The organism is Clostridioides sp. LIBA-7678, from assembly GCF_056716065.1.
The window spans coordinates 869483-893262 of the sequence record NZ_CP196987.1; the positions used below are offsets into that span (position 1 = coordinate 869483).

Below are 23780 nucleotides of genomic sequence, written 5' to 3' on the forward strand. Positions count from 1 at the left end.
TAATAAAATTTAAAATAGTAGCTTTTTATAAAATAGGTAGATATCTTTCAGATTCTGCCTATTTTTTATATAAAGAAACGTTTACATAATTGAAGTTGACAATTATTTACAACATAGTGTAGTATTATATTATCAAAATAAAATGAAGTGAAGTAGGGGATAAAGATGGTAACTATTAAAGATATTGCAAGGAATCTAGGTATCAGTTATTCAACCGTTTCTAGGTGCTTAAATAATAATCCTAATGTATCTGAAAAAACAAAAAAGAAGGTAGTAGAAGAGGCTAATAGACTAGGGTTCCATTTTAATGTAAATGCAAGAAATCTGGCAAAAAAAGAAACAAACAGAATTGGGGTAATCTTTTCAAATAATTTTAATCACCAAGATACTAGAAAGTTTTTTAGTGATATAATGGACAGTTCTATAAATTCTATTGAGACTAATAAATACGATTTTATAATACAACCTAATAATAACATTAGTGGTGACAGTAATGTATATAAAATGGTTAATGGACAAATGGTAGATGGATTAGTAATTGTATCTCAATCAATAAAAAAAGAAGAGTATGAATTTTTAAAAGATAATAATTTTCCACATGTATTTATATATTTTAAACCATCTTTTGTAGGAGAAGTAGACAATTTCTTTTGGGATGATAATGTATATGGTGGTTATATAGCCACTAAGCATTTAATTGACCATGGTCATAAGGATATAATAACAGTAACTTCAGATGATAAAAGCTCAAAAATGCATGAAGATAGAACAAAGGGATATTTGAATGCTATGGAAGAGGCAAATTTAAAGACTGAGGTTATTGAATCTAAAATGGACTTTGAATCTCAAGTTGAGCTATTAGAAAAGCATATTGATAAAATAAAAAAGGCATCAGCCATATTTGTACAACAAGATGTACCAGCAATTTCTATAATACAAGAATTAAAAAATACTTATGGTATAAATGTACCAGAAGATATTTCTATAATAGGATATAATAATATTGAATTAATATCATATTTTAGGTCTCATTTATCAACGATAGATGACCCAAGAGAACAAGTTATAAAAAATGGAGTAGATAGTTTAGTAAATATAATAAATAAAAAAGGAACAGAACATATTCCAAGAAAACTATATCCAAGGTTAATAATACGAAACAGTGTTAAAAGAATAAAGTAGTAAATTTTTAAATATCATAAATGTACTAGAAGTATTATAGTTTGTATAAATTAATCTAAAAAATAATATGAATTGAAATTAAAAGGAGTAAGTGTATATCAGTACATTGTACTCCTTTATTTATTTAGAACGTTTTCATAAAATCAGTAAATAATTTTATTAGATTAGTTAATAATTTACTATTTAGATAATATAGTTCAATAAATTATTCGTGTTTTATATCATGAATCTTCAATGTCTTATTTTGATTCATAACTAAAAGTATATAAAAATGATGAATAATATATATTATACATTATCAATGATAGGTTATATAATAAAATCACTAACAATTATATTATAAGAAAATTATAAAAATTACAAGGAGGTATAGAAATGAAAGAAAAAGCAGGGATTAGAAATGCCATAATAGCAGCCTTTATAATCACAATATTGGCGGAATTAATCGGTCCTATTTCATTTAAAGTTATGGGTATTAATATAACTTTACTTAGTATACTATGGGCTATCTTTATAGGGATGGCTGTTTCGCCTCACTTATTAGGACGAGTTATACCAGCTCTAAAAAAATTTATAGGGGATAATGAAATAAATGTATCTCCATATTTGTTGTCTTTAACACTATATCCATTAGGAATAATGTTTGGAATCAATGCAGGTCCTAAAGTAGGTATATTACTTCAAGCAGGACCAGCACTTTTATTACAAGAATTTGGTCATATGGGTACAATGTTGATTGCATTACCTGTTGGAGTTGCATTAGGTCTTGGGAGAAGTGCATTAGGAGGTACTTTTTCATTATGTCGTGACACAGCACTAGGAATTATTGGAGATAAGTATGGGTTAAATTCACCAGAAGGTATAGGAACATTAGGAACTTACATAAGTGGTAGTATATTTGGGACATTATTATTCTCATTTTTGGCACCAGTAGGTGTACTTTTAGGATTTCATCCATATGCTTTAGCAATGGCATCAGGAATGGGAAGTGGTTCGATGATGGGAGCTGCAACAGCATCATTAATGAATACGGTTCCACAGATGTCAGAACAGATTTTAGCATATTCAGCAACTAGTGGTTTAATTACAGCTGTTACTGGAATATATATAGAGTTATTTTTATCTTTACCAGTGGCCAATTATTATTATAGTAAAGTGGCTCCAATTATTGAAAGATTCAGAGGAAGAAAAACAAAAACAAGTAATGACTTATAAAGGAGGGTGTATGTATGGAAAAGACTTTTAAGACTATTATAGAACAGGTAAAAATAGTACTGTTTATATATATTATTATTTGCTTTGGACAAATGATAGCACTTAAGACTCAGGCTAAGGATTTATTAATTGGAAGTGTATTTGGTTTTTTGTTAGTTATAGTTGCTATTATAATTAAGAACTTCGTTAAAAAACCTAATTTACCAGGTTTTGCATGGGCTACTTTAGTTGCATTCGTTTTATCACTTCCAATATCACCAGTGGGAGATATTATAGCAACTAATGTAGGTAAAATCAATTTTATGTCTACAGTAACACCATTGTTAGCCTTTGCAGGAATTTCTGTAGGTAATCAATTGGATATATTAAAGACTTTGAGCTGGAAGTTAGTAGTTATATCATTTATAGTTATGACATCTACTTACTTTGGTTCTGCCTTTATATCTCAAACAGTTTTAAGATTAAATGGAATGCTTTAAGGAGGTAGGTAAACATGAATGAATTAAAATTAAAAATCAAAGAAGAAATAAAAGTGTTATCTGAAGAAAAGAAGACATCATTTGAAAATGTATCTGATTATTTATTTGCAAATCCAGAATTGGCATTTGAAGAACATAAGTCACAAAAAGCATTATGTGATTTATTAGAAGAGAATGGATTTGATGTAACTAAAGGTGTAGGAGGATTAGAGACCTCTTTTGAGGCTGTTTATTCAAATGGTAATGGAAAAACAGTAGCTTTTTTAGCTGAGTATGATGCACTTCCAGGGATGGGACATGCATGTGGGCATAATATTATAGGTACAAGTTCTGTTGGTGCTGGCATCATATTAAAAGAAATAATGAAAAAACACAATATAGAAGGAACTGTAAAAGTGTTTGGAACACCTGCAGAAGAAAGAGTGGGTGGAAAAATAACTATGATTAAAGAAGGTGTATTCAAAGACGTAGATGCTGCATTAATTTTACACCCAAGTGATGCTTCAATGCCTGATGATATATCATTTGCTCAAGTTAATTTAAAATTTGATTTTAGTGGAAAGGCATCTCATGCTGCTGCTTATCCTTGGGAAGGAAAAAGTGCTTTAAGTGGAGTAATCGCATTGTTTAACAGTGTAAATAGCATGAGATTACATCTTAAAGATTATGCAAGAGTACATGGTATTATAACTGATGGAGGTAGCATACATAATATAATTCCTGAAAAATCTACAGCTATATTTAATGTAAGAGCTTTAAGTATAGAGTACTTAAATGAGATTTGTGATATGCTTAAAAATTGTGCCAAAGGAGCAGCAATTTCTACAGGAACTAATGTAGATATAGTTCAATTAGATGAAGTATACAAAGAAATTAAAAATGATTCAGAATTAGTGAATATAGTTAGAAGTAATTTCGAAGTGTTAGGTGAGGATTATGTTGAAAGAGATTTAAGTCAAGGTATTGGTTCAACTGATACTGGAAATTTAACTCATGAGATACCTGCAATACAAGCATATATTAAATTAAAGAAAGATACTGCAACTCATACAGATGAATTTGCTGTTGCAGCTGGTGGTGAGGAAGGCAGAGTAGCACTTATAAAAGCAATTAAGGTGTTAGCAATGTGTGGAGTAGATGTTTTATATAAGTAAATAATATATAATTTTAAAATATATATAAGAAAGGAAATTAGATTAGACATGATATTAAAACAAGTGATAGAGGTTTATGACATTTTAGATAAAGCAACTGCTAATGGAGAAGAAGTTAAGTCTTATTTACAATCTTATGGTGAAGTAGATGTAACAGTTAAAGAATTGTCTTCAAGTAAAGGTTCAACAGATTTAGTCAAACTTACAATACCTGGTAGGAATGGTAAATCAAATGGTGGAGATGCACCTACTCTTGGAATTTTAGGTAGATTAGGTGGGATTGGAGCAAGACCAGAGGTAACAGGCTTTGTATCAGATGGTGATGGAGCATTAGTAGCGATTGCAGTTGCTGCAAGACTTTTGGATATGCAACGAAAGGGAGATATGTTAGATGGAGATGTTATAATCTCAACTCATATTTGTCCAGATGCACCAACTAGAGAACATCATCCTACACCTTTTATGGATTCACCAATCGATATGATGACTATGAATGAAAATGAAGTTGATAATAGTTGCGATGCAATACTTTCAATAGATACTACTAAAGGAAATAGAATAATCAATAATAGAGGATTTGCAATATCACCAACTGTTAAAGAAGGTTACATATTAAAAACTAGTGACAATCTTTTGGATATCATGCAGACTGTGACTGGGAAAGCTCCATTTGTATTTCCACTATCAATTCAAGATATAACACCATATGGAAACAATCTATATCATTTAAATAGTATTTTACAACCAGCTGTAGCTATAGACGCACCTGTAGTAGGAGTAGCGATTACTACAGAGGTGCCTGTTGCTGGATGTGCTACAGGTGCAACTAATTTTAGTGATTTAGATTCAGCAGGCAGATTTGCAATAGAAGTTGCTAAGCTATTTGGTAGAAATAAGTGTGATTTCTATGATAAAGAAGAATGGGAAATGCTTATTAAAAGATATGGTAAATTAAATAGATTTCAGACATTTGGTATACAGTAATTAAAATCAGGTCTATAAATTTGTGATAGAACTGTATGGAATATTTTAACAACTAGGAATAAATTATATGATGTAATCATAAAAAAGGAGTGTCTTATAGATAATTTAAAAAATTATCTATAAGACACTCCTTATATTTTTATTTAAATCTTAGTTTTTGTTAACTTAAGTTGCAGGGGTACCACCACCATCAGGTGTATTGGTAGAGCCACCACCATTATTATTCCCGCCATTATCAGGAGGGGTAGAGCCACCACCATTATTATTTCCACCATTATCAGGAGTAGTAGAGCCACCACCATTATTATTTCCACCATTATCAGGAGTAGTAGAGCCACCACCATTATTGTTTCCGCCATTATCAGGAGGAGTAGAGCCACCACCATTATTACCTGAATTATTGTTGTTGTTATTATCTTCTTCTTGTTGATTGTTATCTGGTTTCTTTGTATCTTCAGATGATGGTTGAGAACTTACTCTAGTAGGAGCAGTACCTTCAATAAATGCTGCTTTAGAGCCAGAAGACTGCTTTCCTCCATCATCTAAATTAATTTTTGTGAAATATACATTTTTAGGAACTTCAAATTCAGTTACTGTTAAGTTAGCATGTATCTTTGACATAATTTTTTCCCATAATTTCGCAGTACTAGTACTTCCACGAGGAACTTCTCTACGTTTTATAGTGTTACCAGAATCATCTTTTCTTCCAGCGTCATCTCCGATATAAGTTGCTCCAACATAATAAGGTGTATAACCAACAAACCAAGCATCATATGCACTATTTGTAGTACCTGTTTTACCTGCTACAGGCATTCCATTTGGAAGTGCTGCTATACCACCAGTACCTTCAGTAATTACACTTTCTAACATATCTGTAACAACATAAGCTACTTCAGGTTCTACAACTTTATGTTCTTCAGGAGCATTTTTAACTAATAATTGACCATCAAAAGTAGTTATAGTAGTGAAGATTGATGGTTCTACATAAACTCCTTGATTTGCTAATGTACCATAAGCAGCAGCCATCTGAAGTGGAGTAATACCATTTGCCATACCACCTAGTGTTAATGATGGGAATTGTCTATCAGTTGCTCCTGACTGACTATTCTTCACAGTTGTTATACCAAAGTTCTTTAAGTAGTCCATCATTATATCTATACATTCATCATAAGAATCTCCAAGCATCTCAGCAGTTTTTACAGCTATTGTATTTGAAGATTTAGCAAGAGCTCTACGTAAACTCATAGAACCATGACCAGCAGTAGTAGTTCTTGGGTTCCATTTAGTATTCTCTTCAAACTTATATCCTCCTCTAGCATCACTTAGAGAAGTTGCTTGTGTAATTTTTAAAGTATCAATAGCTGGTGTATAAATTGCCAGAGGTTTTATAGCAGAACCTGGTTGATGAGGGTTAGTAGCACGGTTTAAAGTTTTTCTACCACTTATATTTCTTCCTCCAGCTAGTGCTCTTATTTCACCATTTTTATAATCTAAGATTACCATTGCAGATTGCGGTTGACTAACTCCATCAGGACCGACCATATGTCCTGGGAAATTGCTATTTTTATCATATTCTTCTTCTAAAGCATCTTGCATTTTAGGGTCTATAGTTGTATTTACAATTAGACCTCCATTGTAGAATAGGTTTTGAGCTTCATCATTTGTATGTCCTTGTTCCATTAAAGCATTTATAACTTCACTTTCAATAAGGTCTTCTACAGATGAAGAAACTTTGTCAGATGATTTAGGTAATTTTATTTCTATTTTAGCTTTGATTGCTTCATCATATTCGCTTTGCTTTATATATCCTAATTCTAACATTTTCTTTAGAACAACTTCTTGTCTTTTCTTAGCTTCTGGATTACTTACAGCTTTTCTTACAACTAATGTACCTGCTTTTAATTGTCTATAAGTATCATTAGATATAAGTTCCCAAGAATTTATTTTCTCAATCATATCAAAGTCTACTTTTGTAGGGTCATCTAAATCATCATCAGTTGTGTTAACAAAAAATAATAATTTATTTTCTAAATCACCCTTAGTTTCACTTCCATCTAATTTAGAAGTTTTATAAGCTGAAAATTTTGATGGATTTTTAGTTGAACCAGCAAGAAGTGCTGACTCAGCTATAGTAAGGTCAGATGCAGACTTATCAAAATAACCACGTGCACCAGCCTCAGCACCTGCTAGACCTCTACCAACGAAAAAGTTATTTAAATAAGTTTCTAGTATTTTATCTTTACTTACTGTTTTACTCATCTCATATGCATAGTAGATATCCTTTATTTTACGAGGTAGAGTTTGTTGTTCAGTTGTTAACAACATTTTGGATACCTGCATAGGAATAGTACTACCACCTTGTTTAGTACCTGTAAGAGTCTTTAATACTGACCTAAATAAACCTTTAATGTCGACACCTTTATGTTCATAAAAACGTTCATCTTCTATTGCAATTACAGCATGTTGAAGATGTTTTGAAATCTTATCTAATGGAACAGGTGTCTTTTTATTTACACTTGGAGCTGTAGATAATGTTTTTCCATTAGCGTATTTAATTGTAGTTGTTTGGTTTGTCTGTTTATCCAAGACAGCCTCTGTAACTGGAGAGACATCTCTCAGTGATGCAAATACTAAACCAGCAGTACCAGCAGTACCAACAACTAGTAAAACTAAAAATACTATACCAAATACTCTCAGTTTTCTAAATTTATCGCTTTTTTTAGATTTTTTCTTGTTTTTTGTTGAACGAGTTTTGTTAGCTGAACTTCTATTAATTGGTTTGTTTGTATTACTAGAGGAGCTAACTTTTTTTCTTCTAATTTTATTTCCATTTTTATCATTATCGTTATTCATAAGATTTTAACCTCCTTACTTAATGCAATATTATAACACAAATAGGAGTAGTTTTGTAATTAATAGAAAAAATGAATTTGCTATAATATTCTGTACATTGTAAATATGTATAAACATAATGTATTAAAAAGTCTATATTTTTATTTTATTTATTTTTGACAAATATTATAAAAATTATGCTAAAGCTACATATAAATAAATAGGAGGGGATAATTTTGAATAGAATAGTAGATAGAAAAAAGAAAAATGAATTTAGAAAAATTGTAGCTATTTTTTTGTTAATTCTTTTCTTGTCTGTATTTATAGGCAGTTTTATATATATAGATAAAACTTTAAGACCAACAATAACAGTGTTGGCGGAAACTAAAGCTCTTGAATTAGCAAATAGGTCCATAAATAAAGCTGTTGCTGAAATGGTAGAAGGAAAAATAAACTATGAAGATTTAATGGATATACAGCTTGATAACAATGGCAAAATAACTATGATACAAGCAAATACTATAATGATGAATGAGATTGCCTCTGCAATAGCTTTAGAAATACAGGATGAATTAAAAAAAGCTAAGACAGCAAGTTCTTACATACCTATAGGAACAGCATTAGGAAGTCCTATATTAGCCAAATACGGTCCTAGGCTTGAAGTTTCTATTGAACCTATAGGAACGGTATCAGTAAACTTTAAAACGGAATTTGAATCGTCAGGTATCAATCAAACAAGACATAGAATATATTTAGAAGCTCAGACACAAGTTAAAGTAGTAATACCACTTATAACTTCAACAAAACAAATCAAAGCACAAATACCTATTTGTGAAACTATAATAGTAGGTGATGTTCCAGAAAGTTATGTAAATATACCAGAAAAAAATCTAGGAAATGTTTTACCTAACACTGGAAAGAATGCTAATAAGTAATATAAATTTCCATATTTTTAAATAAATTTGAAAAAGTAGTTTATAAATAAAAATTTTGTAAATAATATTAATATAATTTCAATAAAAAATTATATTTTATACTATGTAAAATATTTAATATATTTGGTCTATGGTGTAAATAGATTACATTTAGACCAAATATATTATTAATCATATATTTAATATTTAAATTACTATTTATCTATATTATTTACAACATCCACTTAATAAATACACCGTAACCTACAGCTGGGTCATTTTCAATTGCATGAGAGACTGCTCCGATTATTTTATCACCCTGAATTATTGGAGTACCACTCATTCCTTGTACAATACCACCAGTCTGAGATAAAAGTTTTTTATCTGTGATTTTAATTTTAAAACTTTTACTTTCTGGATGTTTTTGGTTTTCTATATCTATAATTTCAATATTATATTTTTTACATTCATTAAAATTATCTTGTAAAATTATTTGAGCTTTTCCTGTTTTAACTTCATCTAAAGAAGCTACTTTATATTTTGTTAAATTAGCAATATCAAAGTTGTTAATTTGACCTCTTATTCCAAAATCAGTATTTTCTGTAAAACTACCAATAATATTTTCTCTTTTTGCATTTATACATCCAACACTACCTTTATAAGATTTTTCTATATTAAGATGTTTAGTTGTAGAAATTGAACCAGATTTAATAGGTATCTTTCTTGCACTACCAACACTTATTGGATGACCTACAGCACCAAATTCTGATGTTTCTGGATTAATATATGTTAAAGTAGCAAACCCAGAAAGTAAATTATTAAAACTAATTTTTTCTAATATGTGCTTAGTCGTTTTCATCGTTATAAGTTGACCACCTCTATTTAATAAAATAGATACTGGTTTTTCTTCTGGTAAAGCATTTAGGGTATTTACAAAGTCACTATATCCATCAATCTCAGCATTATTTACTTTTACTATTGCATCACCTAATCTAAGTGGAGATGCTTCACCAGGATTTCTAACAATAATGTTTTTTAGTTCTGCATCAATTTGAAGTACATTTCCAATTGGTATTAAATATTCAGGTTCACTTTTTTGTAAATTTTGTGCATAAATTAAATTATTTGAGAAAAAATATAATAAAAATAAAAAAGTTAAAACAATTGTAAATTTAGACTTAGCTAAGTTAGTTCTTTTATTTAAAGCTTTATCTTTAAAATAAAAATTTTTAAGTTGCATAAAACACCTCTTTCTTATTAAATTATTTTAATAATAGAATTGAAGTTTTCTTGCTGCTTCTGTATTATGTTGTGCAAGAATTAGTTTTTAATGCTTGGAAAACTGACTCAATAACACCTTAGTTTTCATAAAAATAAATAAAATAAAGAGTGTATATGATAAAATAGATACATATTCATATAAATTAAAATAAATAATAACTGTCTATCATTAGAAAGGAGCAAAACATGAAAAAATATAGATTGTTAGTTACTTGTATAATTGCCATGGGAATTATAATTATAGGAACATCAAATCCTGTTAGTAATTTTTACAAGACTACAAATTTAATTAGTTCAGGAACTACTACAAATGAAAAAGCAGATAAAGATAAAAACTCAAATGAAAATACAAAGGATAAAGACAAATCAAATTCAAAAAGCAATAAGGAAAAGTCATCAGAAAATAAATCATCAGATAATAAAAATGAAACTCAAAAAAATAAAAAGTTTTTAATTTGTATAGACCCAGGACATCAGGGAAAAGGAGATGGTAATTTAGAACCAGTAGCTCCAGGTTCTTCCTCTCAAAAAGCGAGGGTATCTTCAGGAACAGAGGGCATTGCTACAAAAAAACCAGAATATGTTTTAAACTTAGAAGCATCTCTTGTTTTAAAAAATATATTAGAATCTAAAGGTTATAATGTAATAATGACTAGAGAGACTCATGATATAAATATAAGTAATTCAGAAAGAGCGATACTTGCTAATGATAAAAAAGCAGATATGGTTGTAAGAATACATGCAGATAGTTTAAATAATTCTTCAAAAACTGGTGCATCCATATTAATTCCTGAAAAGGATGGAAAATATACAGCACCTATATATGAAGATAGTAATAAATGTGCTGAATTTATTAAACAAAATATGGAACAAGCTGGAATACAAATTAATGGAATCGTTCAAAGAGGAGATTTGACTGGATTCAACTGGTCAAAAGTTCCAGCTGTATTAGTAGAAATGGGATTTATGAGTAACTACAATGAAGACCAAATGATGTCAAATCCAGAATATCAAAGAAAAATGATGCAATGTGTTGCAGATGGATTAGATGAGTATTTTAAATAGAGTATAAATAGAGAAAAAGTTGGGTTGGTATTATTTTCCTAATTTTTATCTCTATTTTTTATTGTACATAATATAAAGATAAAGATTATTCTAGGTTAAATTGTTGTAAATATAACTAAAAATATTGGTAATACTTGATTTAAGTTTAAAAAGAATATATTATAGTATAGAATGTGTAAAATTTTTTTGAGAGGTGTTAGAATGCTAGTAGTAGAAAACGTGAGTCATGGATTTGGTGCTAGAACAATATTAGAAAATGTATCTTTTAGACTTAGAAAAGGTGAACATATTGCACTAGTTGGCGCTAATGGAGAAGGAAAATCAAGTTTTTTAAATATAATAACAAAAAAGCTTATGCCAGATGCTGGAAATATAAAATGGTCTTCAAGAGCTACAGTAGGTTACTTAGACCAACATACAGTTCTAAGTAAAGGTAAAACAATAAGAGAAGTGCTTAGAGAAGCTTTTAAGCATATGTTTGATTTAGAGCAAGAAATGATTGCTATGTACGACAAAATGGGAGAAGCTAATGATGATGAGATGAGTAAGCTTCTTGAAGAAACAGCAGAAATACAAACTATACTTGAAAATAGTGGTTTTTATATGATAGATGCTAAGATACAAGAGGTTGCAAATGGTCTTGGTCTTGGAGAGATTGGTCTTGACAAAGATGTAACTGACCTAAGTGGAGGACAGAGAACGAAAGTACTTCTTACTAAACTTCTACTTGAAAATCCTACTATTCTTATATTAGATGAGCCTACAAACTATTTGGATGAAGAACATATAACATGGCTTACTAGATATCTTCAAGAGTATGAAAATAGTTTTGTCCTAGTTTCTCATGATATTGAATTTATAAATAATACTTGTAACGTAATATACCATATGGAAAATGGAGAACTAAATAGATATAAAGGAAACTATGATGAATTTGTAAGACTTAATGACATAAAGAAACGTCAAGAAGAACAAGCTTACGATAAACAAGTTGAAGAAAGAAAAAGATTAGAGGACTTTGTAGCTAGAAATAAGGCTAGAGTAGCAACTAGAGGAATGGCTAACAGTAGACAAAAGCAACTTGATAAGATGGAAATATTGGAAAGACCAAAAGAAAAGATAAAGCCTACTTTTTCTTTCAAAGATGCTAGAGCAGCAAGTAAGATAATTTTTGAAACAGAAAGTTTAATTTTAGGATATGATGAAGCATTGACAAAGCCACTTAATTTCCATTTAGAAAGAGGAAAGAAGATAGCTTTAAAAGGAATGAATGGTATTGGAAAATCTACTTTATTAAAGACTTTACTTGGAATAATAAAACCATTTGAAGGAAGTGTTAAGTTAGGTGACTATCTAGAAGTTGGATATTTTGAACAAGAGAGTTCAAAAGAAAATAGTAATACACCTATGGATGAAATTTGGAGTGAATTCCCAGGACTTACAAACTTTGAAGTTAGACAAGCTCTTGCAAAATGTGGACTTACAAATGAGCATATAACTAGTCAAATGAGAGTACTAAGTGGAGGAGAAGCTGCAAAGGTTAGACTTTGTAAAGTAATGCTAAAAAATATAAATTTCTTAGTACTAGATGAGCCTACGAATCACTTAGATGTTGAAGCGAAAGATGAATTGAAAAAAGCCATAAAAGAATTTAAGGGAACAGTTCTTTTGGTATGTCATGAACCAGAATTTTATTCAGACATTGTTGATGATGTATGGAATATAGAAGATTTTACAACTAAAATAGTGTAGTGCTTTAATTTATTACTGGGGGGATTTCATGAAAAAATTTCTAACTATACTTTTTTCAATATGTATAAGTATAGTTATAATAGTAGGAGTTATTAATTTTACTGTTGGGTTTAAACAACTATATTATTTTGATGTTGATTATCTAAATATATCAGAGTTATCTGGTCTATCTAAGGATGATATAAAATTAAACTACAATTATCTGATTGATTATAATCTAAATAAGAATGTGTCTGAGTTTAAGTTACCCACATTAAAATCTTCTCCACAGGGAAAGATACATTTTGAAGAAGTGAGAAATATATTTCAAAACATCAATAAACTAGCTAAAGTACTAATGATAGTATCTTTAATAGGAATTATATTTAATGCAAAAAATAAAAATATAAAAATTTTAAAAACTACATCAATAACGCTTATAATTATGCCATTATTATTGGCAGTTCCAGTTTTATTGAATTTTGAAAAATCATTTATTATTTTTCATAAATTATTATTTAGAAATGATTACTGGATATTTAGTCCAGATTTAGACCCAGTTATAAATATATTGCCAGAAGAATTCTTTTTTCATGCTGGTGTGATGATTTTAATGTTGATTTTATTAGTAAGTATATTACTTTTTGTAATATATAAGTTATGCAAATCAACTAAATTAAAAATGAGATAGACTAAAGTTATACAATAAAAATAGCTATGTAATAATATTTAGACTAAGAGTAGTTAATAAATATTTGTGCATAGCTATTTCTAATGAGAAATTATTTTTTACTAGTAATTTTAACTAAATCTTGAAATTTCCCCATAATATAATTATAATTATCTTTTTTATGAGGGAGCATGCAACTACTGCAATCTTTGATACCTTTATCTGTATACTTGAAGTTTCCACCACAATTTTCTCCTAAAGCATACAAAGGACAATAGCAAAATAAACAATTAAATTCTTCTGGTTTATTAGTTTTATGACAAGGGAAAAATTCACAATCTTTGTGATTAAAAAACTTATAATTTTCGCCCATATTTTCCTCCTAAATTAAATAAAATTTAAATCTTTTATAACTATATAAGATTTTGGTGATAATATAATTATACTAAATATTTTTATTAATAGTTGATAATATAGTACTATTAATCATAGTATTAATGGTATAATTAGTCAACAGAAAAATAATGTAAATATATTTTGCAATTATAATATGTTTTATAACAAAAAATGAGGTGATTAAGTGAAAGAAATTCAAGAGAGAGCACTTCTTGTAGGTCTTAATTTGACGACAATAGTGAAAAAAAGTGATGATATAGACACTAGTGAATCCATGGAAGAATTAAAGGAATTAACAAAAGCTGCTGGTGCAGAAGTTGTAGGTAGCTTAATTCAAAACAAGCACTCCATAGATGCAGCTTATTATATAGGAAAAGGTAAGGTAGAAGAAATAAGAGCATATAGTGATTCACTAGATGCTACTTTAGTAATTTTCAATGATGAATTATCTGGTGCTCAAATCAGAAATATAGAGAATGTTGTTGGAAGAAAAGTAATAGATAGAACTACCTTGATTCTGGATATATTTGCTCAAAGGGCACTTAGTAAAGAAGGTAAATTGCAGGTTGAATTAGCTCAACTAAAATACAGATTACCACGACTTTATGGAATGGGTGGTGAGATGAGTAGGACAGGTGCAGGGATTGGAACTAGAGGTCCTGGAGAACAAAAACTAGAAATAGATAAAAGACATATACTTAATAAAGCAGCAGATATAAGACGTGAACTTAGAGAAGTAAAGAAGAATAGAGAGACACAGAGAGTTAAACGTTTAAAATCAAATATACCAATTGTAGCACTTGTTGGGTATACAAATGCAGGAAAATCTACCCTATTAAACGAATTAATAAAGACACACAAGGATTATGAACAAGAAAAAGAAGTTTTTGTAAAAGATATGCTTTTTGCAACTCTAGATGTAACTTTAAGAAAGGCACTTTTACCAAATAAGAAAGAATTTTTAGTAGTAGATACTGTTGGATTTGTGAGTAAGCTTCCCCATGATTTAGTAGAGGCATTTAAAGCAACACTGGAAGAAGTACAGTATGCAGATTTAATTCTGCATGTAATTGATGCAACAAATACTAGTTATGAATTGCAAAAAAGTACAACTGAAGGTGTATTAAAAGAACTTGGTGTAAATGATAAAAAACATATACTTGTATATAATAAGGTCGATAAGCTAGAATTGGATATATATCCTAAAAGTCAAGAAGATATTGTGTATATTTCTGCTAAACAAGGCATAAATATGGATAAGCTATTAAATCTGATAGAAAGTGCTTTAATGGAAAATACTTATTCAGTAAGCTTAATGTTACCTTATGAGAGAGGTGATATATTTAGTAGAATAAAAGATAAATATAATGTGGAGAATTTTGAGTATGGGGAAAATGGTATAGCATTAGATGTAAACTTGGATGAAGAAGATTTTAATATCTATAGAGAGTACATATTAGAAAAATAGGTTGAATATGGATATTAATTGGGAAAACATAGATAATCTCGAAGATTATTTTATAACCTATCTTCTTTATAAAGAATCTAAAACAGTATCTCAAATTAGTAAGATTAGAAATATTTCAAATACTGAAGCAAGCGAGCAACTTATACAAGCAAAATTGAAAATAAAAGAATTGCAAAAAGAGGATTTTGAGGCATCTAAAGATATTTTGGATAAATTTTTAGAATTAGATAAAATCAAGAGACTTGATTTTATGGATAGCTTAGATGACGAAAAAATGGTATACTTTAAGAGAAAGGTTTTCAAAAGAATCCTTGTGGAAAAAAATGCTGAAGATTTAATTGTTTTAATCTGGGCGACAGGTGAGCTAAAAGATGATAGATTCTTAAAATTACTTCATCAGCTCACAAACCACAGACACTCAGATATTAGAAGGATAACTTATTCAGCCATCAGAAAGATTGAATCACCAATTAGTAGAGAAGTATTACAAAAAGGTCTCTATGATAAAAATGCACAAACTAGGCAGTATTGTGCAAAAGCTCTTTCAAAATTAGGAGATGAAAACAGTCTAAAGATTTTACAGCAGTTGAAAGACAAGAATAAGAATTTTGAAAAAGAGTATGTGCTTAGAGCTTATGACGAAGCCATTAAAGCATTGGAAGATGCGAAAAATTTGAAAAAGTAATTTTTTATTAAAGCAATTTGTTTACTTAACGATGTATTTCTAGAGTTTAACAAGGTAATAAATAAATTAATGGGAGGGGTTTCAAATGATAGTAAGACGTTGTGCAGGTGGAGTAGTTTTTTATGCTAATAAAGTACTTATTGTAAAAAATGATAGAGGTGAATGGACACTTCCAAAAGGAAAGATACTTGGAGGAGGACTTCCATATGAGAGTGCTGTTCAAAGAGTTAAAGTAGAAACTGGCATAGATGCTAAAATGATAGATGTAGCTGGCGATACTATGTATGAATTTTTCTCAAGAAGTAGACAACAAGAAGTTTGTAATGCAATAATGTGGTATGTTATGGAAGCTTGTAACACTGATTGTGTACTTGCTCCTGAATTCCAAGAAGGTGGATTTTATAAAGTAAAAGATGCTTTAGAAATGTTGTCACATCACAAAGAGCAAGCTTTAGTAGAAGTATCTTATAAAAAGTTTAAAGAATTAAAAAAATTAGTTTCAGAGGGCGATGATGTTCCAGCAAATTAATAGTGAATTTAGAGAATTCTGAGGAAGGGTTAGCCCCTTCCTTTTTTAATTGAAAATATTTTAAACATAAATTAGATGGTTTGCTTAGATTATAATTTATAAATCTAAATTTTTAGTAATTTATATCTAAAATTAGTGACCTATATTTGAAATAAAAATTAAAAAGTATACAATTTTATTATATAATTGTTTTATAACATTGATTAAAGAAGTGATAAAAATCTATCTATTTTTTAGTAGAATAATTTTATATATAAATACATATTTGATGTATATCTTAGAAAATGATTAAAATAGGAGGAATTATAATGAGCAATTACAGGACATTACATGAATTTGGAACTGATGAAATAACAATTGAAAAGTCTGTTTTTATTGGATATGCTAAGCCTATAAAGAATGAAGAGGAAGCACTAGAATTTATAAATGAAATAAAGAAAAAGCATAAAGATGCAACTCATAATGTATGGGCTTATACAGTTGGGCAAAATATGAATATACAAAGATACAGTGATGATGGAGAGCCACAAGGAACCGCAGGTATACCTACATTAGAAGTTATAAAAAAAGAAGATTTAAGAGATGTAGCAGTTGTTGTTACTAGGTATTTTGGAGGAACAAAATTAGGTGCAGGTGGTCTAGTTAGAGCTTATACAAAAGGTGCTAAGTTGGGGTTAGAAGCAGGAAAGATAATTTATAAGGTAATGTATCAAGAAGTTAAGATTAAAATAGATTATACTCAACTTGGAAAAGTACAAAATGAATTAATGAATTTGGGGTATTTTATAAAAGATACAATATATGAAGATAATGTTGAGATAATAGTATATTCAAAATTAGAAGATGTGGAAAATTTATCAGAAAAAATGGTTGATATAACAAATGGAACAGGAAAAATAGTTTTAGGAGAAGAATTTTATTTATCTGAACAAAATGGAGAAATATTATTGTAATCTAAAAATATTAAAAGAATTAATTATATTAAACATTCAATTTTTATCTTAAAATGAAATCTTAAAATGAAAAGCCATTAAATTGTTTTAATCTAAATCAATTTAATGGCTTTTTATTAGATTTTGCACAGAATCCTTTTTTTACTTCAAATAAGCCGACTAGAAGCAGAAATATACCAAATATTCTCTTTAGTATATCTGAAGATAGATAATTAGCTAATAGTGAACCAAATATAGCACCTAAGACCCCAAATACAGCTATGGGTATAACCAATTTAAAAACTACATTTTTATTTTTTATATGTATAGCCAATGCTATAAGTGTCATAGGGATAGATGAAAGTAAATTTACACTTTGAGCTATTTTAGTATCTATACCAGCAAGTAAAACTAGTGCAGGTATAAGTATGGTTCCTCCACCCATTCCCATTCCTCCGATAATCCCTGCAAAAAATCCAATTAAAGCAAATAACATTAGAACACCATCCTTAATGCTGCAATTATCATGATTATTCCAAAAGAAATCCTAAGAAACTTTCCAGTAACCTTATTTAGTAGTTTTGCCCCTATGATGCCACCAAGAATACTTCCAACAGCAACCTTTATTGTCAAATTAACGTCGTAAGTACCTTTAGATACATATAAAACAGAACTTGCTGTCGTTAAGAAAATTATTATAGAAAGAGCAGTTGCATGAGATTTATGTTCTTCTACCTTAACGATGTCATTTAATATTGGAACTAAAAGAGTACCTCCTCCAGACCCAAAAACTCCATTTATAAACCCTGTAAAAACTCCAATTATCGTATTTTTCAAATTAAAATCAAGATATTTTTTCTTTAAATCATCAGTTTTTTTCATAAAAATCACCTTCTGAAATAGTTTTACCAAAATAGGCAAATTATATTTATATAAAAGTAAGATTAAATATAATATTTCATATTTACGTAATTTTGCATAAAAAAAAACATATTAAAACAACATATTAATATATGGTATAATATATTAAAACAAAGTAGCAAATTTGAGAGGAGATAACAATGTCAAATATAAAAATACAAATAGACAAAACTGTAGAATGGCTTATAAATAAGGTTAATGAGGCAAATGCAAAAGGATTAATTGTCGGTGTATCTGGGGGAATTGATTCAGCAGTAGTTGCTAATTTAATTAAAAAGGCATTTCCAGAAAACTCTATGGGAGTTATAATGAGCATAAAAAGTAATCCTCAAGATAGAGAAGATGCACTTAAGGTTATAGAAGGTTGTGATATAGAATACCTTGATTTAGACCTTATAGAACCACAAAGTGCTATATTAGACATGGTAGTAGGAAATTTAAAAGAGAAACATTTATATAGAGAAGAATATTTAAAAATGACAGATGCAAATTTAAGAGCAAGAGTAAGAATGAGTACTATTTATACAATTGCTAACAATCTAGGATATCTAGTTGTTGGTACAGATAATGCTGCAGAAATACACACAGGATATTTTACTAAATTTGGTGATGGTGGAGTTGATATTTTACCAATTGCAAATTTAACTAAAGGCGAAGTGTATGAATGGGCAAAAGAACTTGGTGTTCATGAAGATTTAATAAATAAAGCTCCTTCTGCAGGTCTTTGGGAAGGTCAAACAGATGAAAATGAAATGGGAACTACTTACAATATGATAGATGCTGTGTTGCAAGGTAGATTAGATGAAGTTCCTCAAAGAGACCAAGAGATAATTGAAAGACTTCATAGAATAAGTGAACATAAGAGAAAAACGCCTGCACAACCTCCTAAGTTCTAATTTACTATTTTAAAGATTTGTGATAAAATTTACAGGTGATAAAAATTAGAATAACTAATTGTACGTATTAAGGAGTGGAAATATGGGACGTATAGGTAATATAATTAATAGAAAAGGTAAACAAGATGCTCAAAGAGCAAAAATATTTACTAAACATGCTAGAGCAATAGCAGTTGCTGCTAAAGAAGGTGGAGCAGACCCAGAGTATAATGCAGCTTTAAAGACAGCTATAGAAAAAGCTAAGGCAGATAATATGCCAAATGATAATATAGATAGAGCTATCGCTAAAGGTGCCGGAGCAGGTGCTGGTGATGACTATGAAACTATAGTTTATGAAGGTTATGGTCCTGGTGGAGTTGCAGTTATAGTAGAAACTTTAACTGACAACAAAAACAGAACTGCTGGTAATGTTAGATATTACTTCGATAAAAATGGAGGAAACTTAGGAACTAGTGGATGTGTGTCTTTTATGTTTGATAAAAAAGGACAGATATTAGTTGGTTCAGGAGATGGAATTTCAGAAGAAGAATTGATGGATATTGCATTAGAAGCAGGAGCTGAAGATTTTATAACAGAAGAAGACGGTTATGAAATAATAACTACACCAGAAGATTTTTCTGTTGTACGCGATGAGTTAAAAGCTAAAGGGTATGAGTTTATATCTGCTGATGTAAAGATGATACCTCAAACTACAACTGTATTAACTGAAGAAGCTCATTTAAAAATGATGAATAAATTAGTTGATATGCTTGAAGAAGATGATGATGTTCAAGATATATATCATAACTGGGAAATAGAAGAATAAATATTCTAATATCTTAGAAATGTATACACCTCTAAACCATGTTTGCATAATAATATGTAAATATGGTTCAGAGGTGTTTTTATATTTATAAAAATTGCTCTATAAAGACTAAAAATGTGTCTTGTAAAACTAATAATATTATAGCAGATTTTGAACAGGACTTGATTGTCTATATATGATTGATGGATATATTACTTGATGTTGAATACCACTTATTCTTCCAGTAACAATATCTATAATCATTCGAAGGCTACGTTCTGCTATTTCCTCCATTTTCAAGTCTATGACTGTTAAAGGTGGTATACTTCTTGCCATTAGTCTTGAAGGACCATTACTTGCTGCAAATATCTGAACATCATTTCCAATAGCAATTCCTGACTCATTAAATGCATTCATCATACCAAGAGCTACTACATCGTGGTTACAAAAGATTACTTTTTTTATAGAGTTTTTTGCAATCATTTTTTGAGCAATATCGTACCCGCTATCTATTTTGTTAGAACAATAATATATAGAATCTGGTAAAGATACTCCATGTTCCTCACATGTCTTTAAAAAAGATTTCCCTCGTAAAGTCATACATGTAAATGAAGATGGATTAAATACGACAGCTATGTCATTTTTGCCATTTTGAATAGCATGTAAGGCAGCTATACGACCAGTCTCTTCATTATCAATAGATACACTTGAAAAACCTTCTATTTCACGATTTACAACAACTACAGGAATTTTGGGTTTGTTTTTTAATAGGTATTCTATATCATTCGCATTGATACCTGTCAAAACAACACCATCATAATAATTATTTGAAAAAAGATATTCATCATCGCATAAATGTCCAACAGTATAAGGTCGTATGATAATATTTACATCTAAATGTTCTAAAGAAATAACATGGTTTATTGCTTGAAATATATTGGTTGATGCCAATTCAAAACCAGCGTCTTGCCAATAAAATGCTATTTGAATATGATTATGTACTCTAGGGGTAGAGCGTTTATATCCAAGCTTATCTGCTGAATTTAAAACCATATCTTGTGTATGTAGTGGAATTCTTCTTTCATTTCCTTTACCACTTAAAACATAGGAGACTGTTGCTGAAGAAAGACCACAATCTTTTGCAATATCTTTGATTGTTGCCATGATAAAAATCCTCCTTTAATAGTTGCTTAAACTTGCTTACATTTATTATCTTAACATATATCCAATCAAAGAACAATATTCTACAATATGCAAATCCTAATGAGTAAAAATAAATAAGTGCTAAAATTTGTTTATTGTGTTGACAAAACTTAACAGATAAGATTATAATGTGCTTAAATAAGCTTATTAATGAGTTAAAATTAAGCAATATTAAGCAATAACATAACAATGCTAGCTTGTTATGTTGCTGTAAATAAAGGGGGCAAAGAGATGAGTAAGATAAATATACTTGAAGTTGGTCCAAGAGATGGATTTCAAAATCTGAAAGAATTCCTAGATACAGATAAAAAACTAGAAATTATTGATGGTCTTATTGATTCTGGTATTAAAGAATTAGAAATTAGTTCATTTGTAAGTCCAAAGGCCATTCCTCAGATGAAAGATGCAAAAGAAATAGCAACTTACTGTATAAAAAATTATCCTGGGGTAAAGCTTTATGCATTAGTTCCAAATTTATATGGTGCTAAGCTTGCGTGGGATAGTGGAATAAGAGATATATCTTATGTTATTTCCTTAAGTGAAACTCACAATAAGAAAAATATAAATAGAACTCATAAAGAATCCATTACAGAACTTAAAAAAATAATAGATTCTTATCCTGAAATGAATATATGTGTTGGAATAGCTACAGTATTTGGATGTCCTTTTGAAGGAATACCAAAGATAGAGGAGGTAGTAGCATTTAGTAAATGTCTTTGGGAAAACGGTATCAGAAAGATAAACTTAGCAGATACAATAGGTATTGCTGACCCTAAACAAGTTAGAGATACTATTAGTGCACTAATTGAAGCATTACCAGAGTGTAGATGGCAGGTACATATACATGATACTCGAAATATGGGGATGGTTAATACTCTTGCAGCAATTGAGTCTGGCATTACTACTGTTCAATCTACACTTGGAGGTTTAGGAGGATGCCCTTTTGCACCTGGTGCATCTGGTAATACTGCAACTGAGGATTTAGTGTATATGCTTGAACGTATGGGATATGATACAGGAGTAAATTTTAATAAACTTCTCGAATTATCTAAGTATCAAAAGAGTTTTGTAGAAGGGGTATATAGTGGGCATCATGTAAATATAAAATCCGAGATTTCTAATTGTCAATTATCTTGATTAATAAAAATGAGTATTAAAAAATAAATGATTTAGGGAGGATAATATGGATATTATAGCTTTAATTTTGTTTTTAGGTGTTATTGTACTAGCCTTTGTACGTAAGAATAATGCAGGTATTTTAGCTTTAGCTGTTGGTGTCATAGCTGTTAGAATATTTGGTATGGATGAAAAAGAGCTCTATGGAGCTATAAGTAACTCAATGTTTACAACACTTGTTGGAATAACACTACTTTTTGCAATAGTAAATTCAACTGGAGCATTAAAATTAGTTGCAGAGAAAATAGTAGCTGTTTCTGGTAAGCGAGTTTGGCTTATTCCAATAGCAGTTTTTATTGCAGGATTTATTGTTGCAGGTGTCGGTCCAGGTGCAATTCCAGCACTTGCTATAATTCCAGCGATGGCTGTTCCTGTAGCAATAACTGTTGGTTATAATCCTGTAATGCTTGCACTTATAGGCGAATGTGGATTAATGGCAGGTCGTATGACACCTATTACTCCTGAAGGTCAAATCATAACAACTGTTGCAGAAAGTGTTGGAATTGAAAATGTTATGCCTGCTATTTTAGCATGTCAAACCTTATCAACGATTGTATTTTCAATAGTATTGTTCATAATTTTCAAAGGATATAAACTTAAAAAACCTATAAATATTATAGATAGTAAGAGTATAGAAAAGTTTAATGTAAAGCAAATAATTTCTCTTATAAGTATAGTAGTCATGATTGCTTTTATTATATTTTTCGATATGAATGTTGGGCTTGCTGCTTTTTCAGTTTCAGCTGTACTTCTTCTTTTCAATATCGCTGAAGATGGAGAATGCATCAAGGCAATTCCGTGGAGTACAATAGTAATGGTGCTTGGAGTGGGAGCAATGATGACAATTGTAGATGCAGCGGGAGGTATTGATTTGATGAGTAATGCATTATCATCACTAATGAATAGTAAAACTGCTACTCCAATTATGAGTATTTCAGCAGGACTCATGTCTATGGTAAGTTCAGCATTAGCAGTAGTGTATCCAACTATGATGCCTATGTGTGTTGATATAGCTAAATCAGTTGGAGGAGTAGACCCACTAGCACTTATTGCAGCAGTTGGTGTAGGAGGTTCTCTTGCTGGGGTAAGTCCACTTTCTACTGGTGGTGCATTGATTTTGGCAGCAATGGGGTCAAGCAAGAAAGATTTCAATAAAGAAGAACAAAACAAGGTGTTTGTTCAACTTTTCATTATGAGTGCAGTTGGACTACTGGTTATTGCAGTAGTGTCAGTTTTATTCTTTAATGGAATAGCACATATAATGCATTAATTTCGATAATGGG

23 protein-coding genes are annotated in these 23780 nt (G+C 29.8%); 17 read left to right on the forward strand and 6 right to left on the reverse strand.

Annotated elements, in window-relative coordinates; translation table 11 throughout:
• Positions 1-165 precede the first annotated feature (165 nt).
• The 5 genes from ACTG46_RS04315 to ACTG46_RS04335 all read left to right on the forward strand — a co-directional run bounded on the left by ACTG46_RS04315 (position 166) and on the right by ACTG46_RS04335 (position 5014).
• Positions 166-1182, forward strand: coding sequence for a LacI family DNA-binding transcriptional regulator (locus ACTG46_RS04315; RefSeq protein WP_054269416.1), 1017 nt, complete (start codon positions 166-168; stop codon positions 1180-1182).
• Between the two features lie 375 nt (positions 1183-1557).
• A complete protein-coding gene (locus ACTG46_RS04320; RefSeq protein ID WP_021383560.1) occupies positions 1558-2397 on the forward strand; it encodes a DUF3100 domain-containing protein in 840 nt (279 codons plus the stop codon).
• A gap of 14 nt (positions 2398-2411) precedes the next feature.
• The gene (locus ACTG46_RS04325; RefSeq protein WP_054269418.1) at positions 2412-2876 is read left to right on the forward strand and encodes a hypothetical protein; all 465 of its coding nucleotides are present in this window, start codon (positions 2412-2414) and stop codon (positions 2874-2876) included.
• A gap of 14 nt (positions 2877-2890) precedes the next feature.
• Positions 2891-4030 carry a M20 family metallopeptidase gene (locus tag ACTG46_RS04330; protein WP_167640380.1) on the forward strand — a complete coding sequence of 380 codons (1140 nt, stop codon included), beginning with the start codon at positions 2891-2893 and terminating at the stop codon, positions 4028-4030.
• A gap of 48 nt (positions 4031-4078) precedes the next feature.
• Complete coding sequence (locus tag ACTG46_RS04335; RefSeq protein ID WP_479923672.1) at positions 4079-5014, forward strand: DUF1177 domain-containing protein; 936 nt, start codon at positions 4079-4081, stop codon at positions 5012-5014.
• A gap of 165 nt (positions 5015-5179) precedes the next feature.
• On the opposite strand, the gene ACTG46_RS04340 is transcribed toward ACTG46_RS04335, so the two are convergent.
• Entirely contained in the window at positions 5180-7867 is a 2688-nt protein-coding gene (locus tag ACTG46_RS04340) for a transglycosylase domain-containing protein (RefSeq protein ID WP_479923673.1), read from the reverse strand.
• Between the two features lie 215 nt (positions 7868-8082).
• On the opposite strand from ACTG46_RS04340, the gene yunB reads away from it, so the two are divergent.
• On the forward strand, positions 8083-8781 hold the full coding sequence (gene yunB, locus ACTG46_RS04345) for a sporulation protein YunB (RefSeq protein WP_054269422.1): 699 nt from the start codon (positions 8083-8085) through the stop codon (positions 8779-8781).
• A gap of 211 nt (positions 8782-8992) precedes the next feature.
• Here yunB and ACTG46_RS04350 read toward each other — a convergent pair whose 3' ends face one another.
• Entirely contained in the window at positions 8993-10000 is a 1008-nt protein-coding gene (locus ACTG46_RS04350) for a SpoIVB peptidase S55 domain-containing protein (RefSeq protein ID WP_054276077.1), read from the reverse strand.
• Positions 10001-10227: 227 nt separating this feature from the next.
• On the opposite strand from ACTG46_RS04350, the gene ACTG46_RS04355 reads away from it, so the two are divergent.
• From ACTG46_RS04355 to ACTG46_RS04365, 3 genes are all read left to right on the forward strand, one after another.
• Positions 10228-11106, forward strand: coding sequence for an N-acetylmuramoyl-L-alanine amidase (locus ACTG46_RS04355; RefSeq protein WP_054269424.1), 879 nt, complete (start codon positions 10228-10230; stop codon positions 11104-11106).
• A gap of 201 nt (positions 11107-11307) precedes the next feature.
• The gene (locus tag ACTG46_RS04360) at positions 11308-12858 is read left to right on the forward strand and encodes an ABC-F family ATP-binding cassette domain-containing protein (RefSeq protein WP_054269425.1); all 1551 of its coding nucleotides are present in this window, start codon (positions 11308-11310) and stop codon (positions 12856-12858) included.
• A 28-nt stretch (positions 12859-12886) separates the two neighbouring features.
• The gene (locus tag ACTG46_RS04365; RefSeq protein ID WP_479923674.1) at positions 12887-13528 is read left to right on the forward strand and encodes a TIGR01906 family membrane protein; all 642 of its coding nucleotides are present in this window, start codon (positions 12887-12889) and stop codon (positions 13526-13528) included.
• A 91-nt stretch (positions 13529-13619) separates the two neighbouring features.
• Here ACTG46_RS04365 and ACTG46_RS04370 read toward each other — a convergent pair whose 3' ends face one another.
• Positions 13620-13880, reverse strand: a complete 261-nt coding sequence (locus ACTG46_RS04370) for a cysteine-rich small domain-containing protein (protein WP_003418451.1) — start codon at positions 13878-13880, stop codon at positions 13620-13622.
• 207 nt (positions 13881-14087) lie between these two features.
• Between ACTG46_RS04370 and hflX the strand changes: the two genes are divergently transcribed.
• From hflX to ACTG46_RS04390, 4 genes are all read left to right on the forward strand, one after another.
• Complete coding sequence (hflX, locus tag ACTG46_RS04375; RefSeq protein ID WP_054276078.1) at positions 14088-15371, forward strand: GTPase HflX; 1284 nt, start codon at positions 14088-14090, stop codon at positions 15369-15371.
• Between the two features lie 7 nt (positions 15372-15378).
• Positions 15379-16056, forward strand: a complete 678-nt coding sequence (locus tag ACTG46_RS04380; RefSeq protein WP_054276079.1) for a HEAT repeat domain-containing protein — start codon at positions 15379-15381, stop codon at positions 16054-16056.
• Positions 16057-16141: 85 nt separating this feature from the next.
• Positions 16142-16585 carry an NUDIX domain-containing protein gene (locus ACTG46_RS04385; RefSeq protein ID WP_003437525.1) on the forward strand — a complete coding sequence of 148 codons (444 nt, stop codon included), beginning with the start codon at positions 16142-16144 and terminating at the stop codon, positions 16583-16585.
• A 308-nt stretch (positions 16586-16893) separates the two neighbouring features.
• Complete coding sequence (locus ACTG46_RS04390) at positions 16894-17538, forward strand: YigZ family protein (RefSeq protein WP_479923675.1); 645 nt, start codon at positions 16894-16896, stop codon at positions 17536-17538.
• 97 nt (positions 17539-17635) lie between these two features.
• Here ACTG46_RS04390 and ACTG46_RS04395 read toward each other — a convergent pair whose 3' ends face one another.
• Positions 17636-18013 carry a sulfite exporter TauE/SafE family protein gene (locus ACTG46_RS04395; RefSeq protein ID WP_054269430.1) on the reverse strand — a complete coding sequence of 126 codons (378 nt, stop codon included), beginning with the start codon at positions 18011-18013 and terminating at the stop codon, positions 17636-17638.
• Complete coding sequence (locus tag ACTG46_RS04400) at positions 18013-18408, reverse strand: sulfite exporter TauE/SafE family protein (protein WP_407811897.1); 396 nt, start codon at positions 18406-18408, stop codon at positions 18013-18015. The genes ACTG46_RS04395 and ACTG46_RS04400 overlap by 1 nt, the downstream gene beginning before the upstream one ends.
• 170 nt (positions 18409-18578) lie before the next feature.
• Between ACTG46_RS04400 and nadE the strand changes: the two genes are divergently transcribed.
• Together nadE and ACTG46_RS04410 are read left to right on the forward strand one after the other, a co-directional pair.
• A complete protein-coding gene (gene nadE / locus ACTG46_RS04405) occupies positions 18579-19334 on the forward strand; it encodes an NAD(+) synthase (protein WP_054269432.1) in 756 nt (251 codons plus the stop codon).
• A gap of 82 nt (positions 19335-19416) precedes the next feature.
• Complete coding sequence (locus tag ACTG46_RS04410; protein WP_054269433.1) at positions 19417-20139, forward strand: YebC/PmpR family DNA-binding transcriptional regulator; 723 nt, start codon at positions 19417-19419, stop codon at positions 20137-20139.
• A 138-nt stretch (positions 20140-20277) separates the two neighbouring features.
• On the opposite strand, the gene ACTG46_RS04415 is transcribed toward ACTG46_RS04410, so the two are convergent.
• Entirely contained in the window at positions 20278-21282 is a 1005-nt protein-coding gene (locus tag ACTG46_RS04415; RefSeq protein WP_284181706.1) for a substrate-binding domain-containing protein, read from the reverse strand.
• Positions 21283-21552: 270 nt separating this feature from the next.
• On the opposite strand from ACTG46_RS04415, the gene ACTG46_RS04420 reads away from it, so the two are divergent.
• Positions 21553-22458 (forward strand): hydroxymethylglutaryl-CoA lyase, encoded by a 906-nt coding sequence (locus ACTG46_RS04420; RefSeq protein WP_167640439.1) that lies wholly within the window; start codon positions 21553-21555, stop codon positions 22456-22458.
• A gap of 46 nt (positions 22459-22504) precedes the next feature.
• A complete protein-coding gene (locus ACTG46_RS04425) occupies positions 22505-23767 on the forward strand; it encodes an SLC13 family permease (RefSeq protein WP_167640438.1) in 1263 nt (420 codons plus the stop codon).
• The last annotated feature ends 13 nt before the right edge of the window (positions 23768-23780 follow it).

Excerpts from the sequence above, each read along its gene's own strand:
- ACTG46_RS04370 (WP_003418451.1), bottom strand. The coding sequence starts at position 13,880 with ATGGGCGAAAATTATAAGTTTTTTAATCACAAAGATTGTGAATTTTTC.
- ACTG46_RS04365 (WP_479923674.1), top strand. The coding sequence starts at position 12,887 with ATGAAAAAATTTCTAACTATACTTTTTTCAATATGTATAAGTATAGTT.
- ACTG46_RS04335 (WP_479923672.1), top strand. The coding sequence starts at position 4,079 with ATGATATTAAAACAAGTGATAGAGGTTTATGACATTTTAGATAAAGCA.
- ACTG46_RS04410 (WP_054269433.1), top strand. The coding sequence starts at position 19,417 with ATGGGACGTATAGGTAATATAATTAATAGAAAAGGTAAACAAGATGCT.
- ACTG46_RS04425 (WP_167640438.1), top strand. The coding sequence starts at position 22,505 with ATGGATATTATAGCTTTAATTTTGTTTTTAGGTGTTATTGTACTAGCC.
- ACTG46_RS04350 (WP_054276077.1), bottom strand. The coding sequence starts at position 10,000 with ATGCAACTTAAAAATTTTTATTTTAAAGATAAAGCTTTAAATAAAAGA.
- nadE (WP_054269432.1), top strand. The coding sequence starts at position 18,579 with ATGTCAAATATAAAAATACAAATAGACAAAACTGTAGAATGGCTTATA.
- ACTG46_RS04315 (WP_054269416.1), top strand. The coding sequence starts at position 166 with ATGGTAACTATTAAAGATATTGCAAGGAATCTAGGTATCAGTTATTCA.
- ACTG46_RS04385 (WP_003437525.1), top strand. The coding sequence starts at position 16,142 with ATGATAGTAAGACGTTGTGCAGGTGGAGTAGTTTTTTATGCTAATAAA.
- ACTG46_RS04340 (WP_479923673.1), bottom strand. The coding sequence starts at position 7,867 with ATGAATAACGATAATGATAAAAATGGAAATAAAATTAGAAGAAAAAAA.
- ACTG46_RS04355 (WP_054269424.1), top strand. The coding sequence starts at position 10,228 with ATGAAAAAATATAGATTGTTAGTTACTTGTATAATTGCCATGGGAATT.
- ACTG46_RS04380 (WP_054276079.1), top strand. The coding sequence starts at position 15,379 with ATGGATATTAATTGGGAAAACATAGATAATCTCGAAGATTATTTTATA.
- ACTG46_RS04325 (WP_054269418.1), top strand. The coding sequence starts at position 2,412 with ATGGAAAAGACTTTTAAGACTATTATAGAACAGGTAAAAATAGTACTG.
- ACTG46_RS04395 (WP_054269430.1), bottom strand. The coding sequence starts at position 18,013 with ATGTTATTTGCTTTAATTGGATTTTTTGCAGGGATTATCGGAGGAATG.
- ACTG46_RS04415 (WP_284181706.1), bottom strand. The coding sequence starts at position 21,282 with ATGGCAACAATCAAAGATATTGCAAAAGATTGTGGTCTTTCTTCAGCA.
- ACTG46_RS04420 (WP_167640439.1), top strand. The coding sequence starts at position 21,553 with ATGAGTAAGATAAATATACTTGAAGTTGGTCCAAGAGATGGATTTCAA.
- ACTG46_RS04330 (WP_167640380.1), top strand. The coding sequence starts at position 2,891 with ATGAATGAATTAAAATTAAAAATCAAAGAAGAAATAAAAGTGTTATCT.
- ACTG46_RS04360 (WP_054269425.1), top strand. The coding sequence starts at position 11,308 with ATGCTAGTAGTAGAAAACGTGAGTCATGGATTTGGTGCTAGAACAATA.
- ACTG46_RS04320 (WP_021383560.1), top strand. The coding sequence starts at position 1,558 with ATGAAAGAAAAAGCAGGGATTAGAAATGCCATAATAGCAGCCTTTATA.
- ACTG46_RS04390 (WP_479923675.1), top strand. The coding sequence starts at position 16,894 with ATGAGCAATTACAGGACATTACATGAATTTGGAACTGATGAAATAACA.